Annotated in this window: 2 protein-coding genes and 1 pseudogene; 2 read left to right on the top strand and 1 reads right to left on the bottom strand. The window is 73.6% G+C overall.

Features of this window, described 5'->3' with window-relative positions:
* A pseudogene (locus VR45_RS39840) lies at positions 1 to 797 on the top strand (hypothetical protein); the annotation flags it as partial.
* A gap of 109 nt (positions 798 to 906) precedes the next feature.
* Positions 907 to 2,439: a hypothetical protein gene (locus VR45_RS39845; protein WP_045944861.1), complete on the top strand. Its 1,533-nt coding sequence runs from the start codon at positions 907 to 909 to the stop codon at positions 2,437 to 2,439.
* Positions 2,440 to 2,444: 5 nt separating this feature from the next.
* Here the strand turns inward: VR45_RS39845 and VR45_RS39850 are convergent.
* The coding region (locus VR45_RS39850; protein WP_045944862.1) for a HAMP domain-containing sensor histidine kinase at positions 2,445 to 2,957 on the bottom strand (513 nt) is incomplete at its 5' end.

The raw sequence follows: 2,957 nt of genomic DNA on the forward strand, positions 1-2,957 counted from the left end.
CCCACGACGCGCCCGCGCGGACGGTCCACGAGCAACTGCTCCGGGTCCTGGTCCCCGGGGAGCGCGACCGTGAGCGGCTCATGTTCTACGGCCCGGCCCTCGACGACGGGGCCGCCGACCTGCTCGGCGCCTACTACCCGCGGACCGACCGCAGCCCGCTGGACGTCCAGGAGGCCAGGCGACTGCTCGAACGCAACCACTGGGCCGGCGCCGCGCACCAGGCCCGCGACGCCCCGTTCGTCCAGGACCGCACCCTGCGCGCCCTGCTCGGCCACCGGCTGGCCGTCCAGCTGGCAGGGGAGCCCGACATGCAGACCTGGCGGCACCTGCACGGCACCGTGCGCGCGCGGTATGCGCCGAACGGCGCCGGGCTGCCCGACCAGGCCCTGTACCACGCGCTCGCCGTGCACGACACCGGAGTCGTCGTCCGCACCCTGCACCAGCGACTGGCCGGGCGGAGCGCCGCCGACTGGCTCGCCTCGGTCAACCTGATCTGCTCCGCGCCGCACCCGCCGGAGCCCGTGCCGGTCGCCGCCGGGACCAACGAGCAGTGCCAGGCCTGCCAGCACGGCGACCTCGCCGTGCACCAGGCGATCGACCTCCTGGTGCGCAACCTGTGGGTACAGTCGCACCCGCTCTCGGCGCCCACCGCGGCGCTGATCGACAGCATCCGGCTCCAGCTGCTCACCCTCGCCCAGTACACCGGGGCGGCCGACCAGGCGGTGTTCTTCCAGGCGCACGAGACCTGGCCCGGACGGCTGCGCCGCTGGCACCAGGCACCCGACCTGCCGATCTGACCCCGACCCCTGCCCCGACCCCTGCCCCGACCACTCCGGTCCGACCTGACCCGACCCGACCTGCTCTGTCCTGTCCTGCCCTGCTCCCGACCTTAGGAGACGCCCGACCGTGAAACCGTCCCTGCCCCAAGGGCCCCTGAACCGCGCGCTGGTGATCCTGCTGGCGGTCGCCGTGCTCGGCACCGCCGGCTACTTCGGCTACGGCGTCTGGGCGGACGACAGCTGCGCCACCGGTGTGACGAAGGTCGGGAACGAGTGCGTCGGCGTCACCGACGGCTCGTACGTCTTCAACGACGACCTGGGGCGGGTGACCGCGCGCATCAAGGAGGAGAACGACAGCGTGGCCGGAAAGAACCCGGTCACCGTCGCCCTGATGATCCCGCTGATCTCCGACCAGCAGGCCGAACGGCGCGAGATGGTCGAGCAGGTCCAAGGCGCCTACCTCGCCCAGTACCGGGCCAACCGCGAGAGCGGGAAGCAGCCGCCGGTCCGCCTGGTCCTCGCCAACCCCGGCCGGGAGTACGGGCAGTGGCAGCGCGTCGCGGACCAGCTGGTCCGGTCCGCGACCGACGGCAAGGAGAACCTGCGGGCCGTCACCGGCATCAACATCAGCATCGCCAACAGCGAGGCCGCCGTGCGCTACCTCACGGCGGACAAGCACATCCCGGTGGTCGCCGGCCCGATGACCGCCGACGACATCGCCAACAGCGCCGCCGACCCGCGCCACTACCCCGGACTGGCCCGGATCGCCCCCAGCAACAGCGACCAGGCGGGCGCCCTCGCCGCCTACGGGGCGGGCATCAAGCCGGCCGAGACCCTGGTGGTCGAGGACACCCGGGAGAACGACAACTACCTCGCCACCCTGCGGGCCACCTTCGCCAAACTCACCAAGGGCGCGCCCAACGCCCCGGAGACCTTCGAGTCCCCGAAGGACTTCACCCAGGAGGGCAACCTCGGCAACGTCTTCGCCCAGATGGTGCCCGACATCTGCAGCTCCGCCGCGTCCACCCTGTTCTTCGCCGGCCGTCCGGTGCAACTGCGGCTGTTCCTGGTCGCGCTGGGCGACCGGAAGTGCAACAAGCACTACACCGTCATCACCGGCTCGCACGCCTCCACCCTGATGATCGACCAGAAGTTCGAGCACAGCTGGGACGCGCTCACCAAGAGTTCGGGCATCACCGTGCGCTACACGGCGCTCGCCCACCCCGACAGCTGGGGCGAGGCGAGCACCGAGGGCCCCGGCGGCTCCAAGGGCCCGACCGCCGACCTCGCCGCCCTGCTGCGGGCGGACGACACCAAGCAGCCCGAGCGGATCGGGCCCGCCGACCGCCGCGACGGCCGGATCATCATCACCTACGACGCGGTGACCACCGCCGTCGCGGGCATCCGCAAGGACGTCGGCGGGTCCGTGGCCATGCCCTCGCTCGACGACGTCACCCAGAGCTGGCGCCGGCTCCACGGCGGCAACCGGGTGGACGGGGCCAGCGGCTGGATCTGCCTCGACCAGTACGGCAACCCGCACAACAAGGCCGTCCCGATCGTCCACCTCGACCCGGCCGTCCGCGGCGCCGTCCTGGACACCGTCGCCTGGCCGCTCGGCCACGCCCCCGACGGCAACTGCTCCATCGGCGCCGAGGGCTGACGACCCTACTGACCGCGGCGCGCGGCGGGGACGGCACGGGGGAGGGTGAAGCCGACCTCCGCGCCGCCCGCCGGGCCGGTGCCCGCGAACACGGTGCCGCGGTCGGCGGTGACGAGGTCGTGGACGATGGCGAGCCCCAGCCCGGAACCCGGTGTCGACTGGGTGCCCGCGCCCCGGTAGAAGCGGTCGAAGACGGCGTCCCGCTCGTCCGGCCCGATCCCCGGCCCGAGGTCGCGCACCACCAGCCGCACGTACGGCACCCCCGGCCGGGCCCGGCCGCGGGCCCCGCCCCGGCCCGGGTCGGGGTCCGCCGTCTCGACCAGCACCGTGACGGGGGTGTCCCCGGGGCTGAACTTGACCGCGTTGGCCAGCAGGTTGTCGATGCAGCGGTGCAGTGCGCGCGGCCGGGCGAGCACGACCGTGGCCCCGTCCCGGTCCGGTGCGGCACCCTCCGCGACGCCGGTGCCACCGGTGCCCGGTCCGGCGCCCTCCGCGACGCCGGTGCCACCGGTGACACC

It is taken from the genome of Streptomyces sp. NRRL S-495, assembly GCF_000966955.1.
GTDB classification, from domain to species: domain Bacteria; phylum Actinomycetota; class Actinomycetes; order Streptomycetales; family Streptomycetaceae; genus Kitasatospora; species Kitasatospora purpeofusca.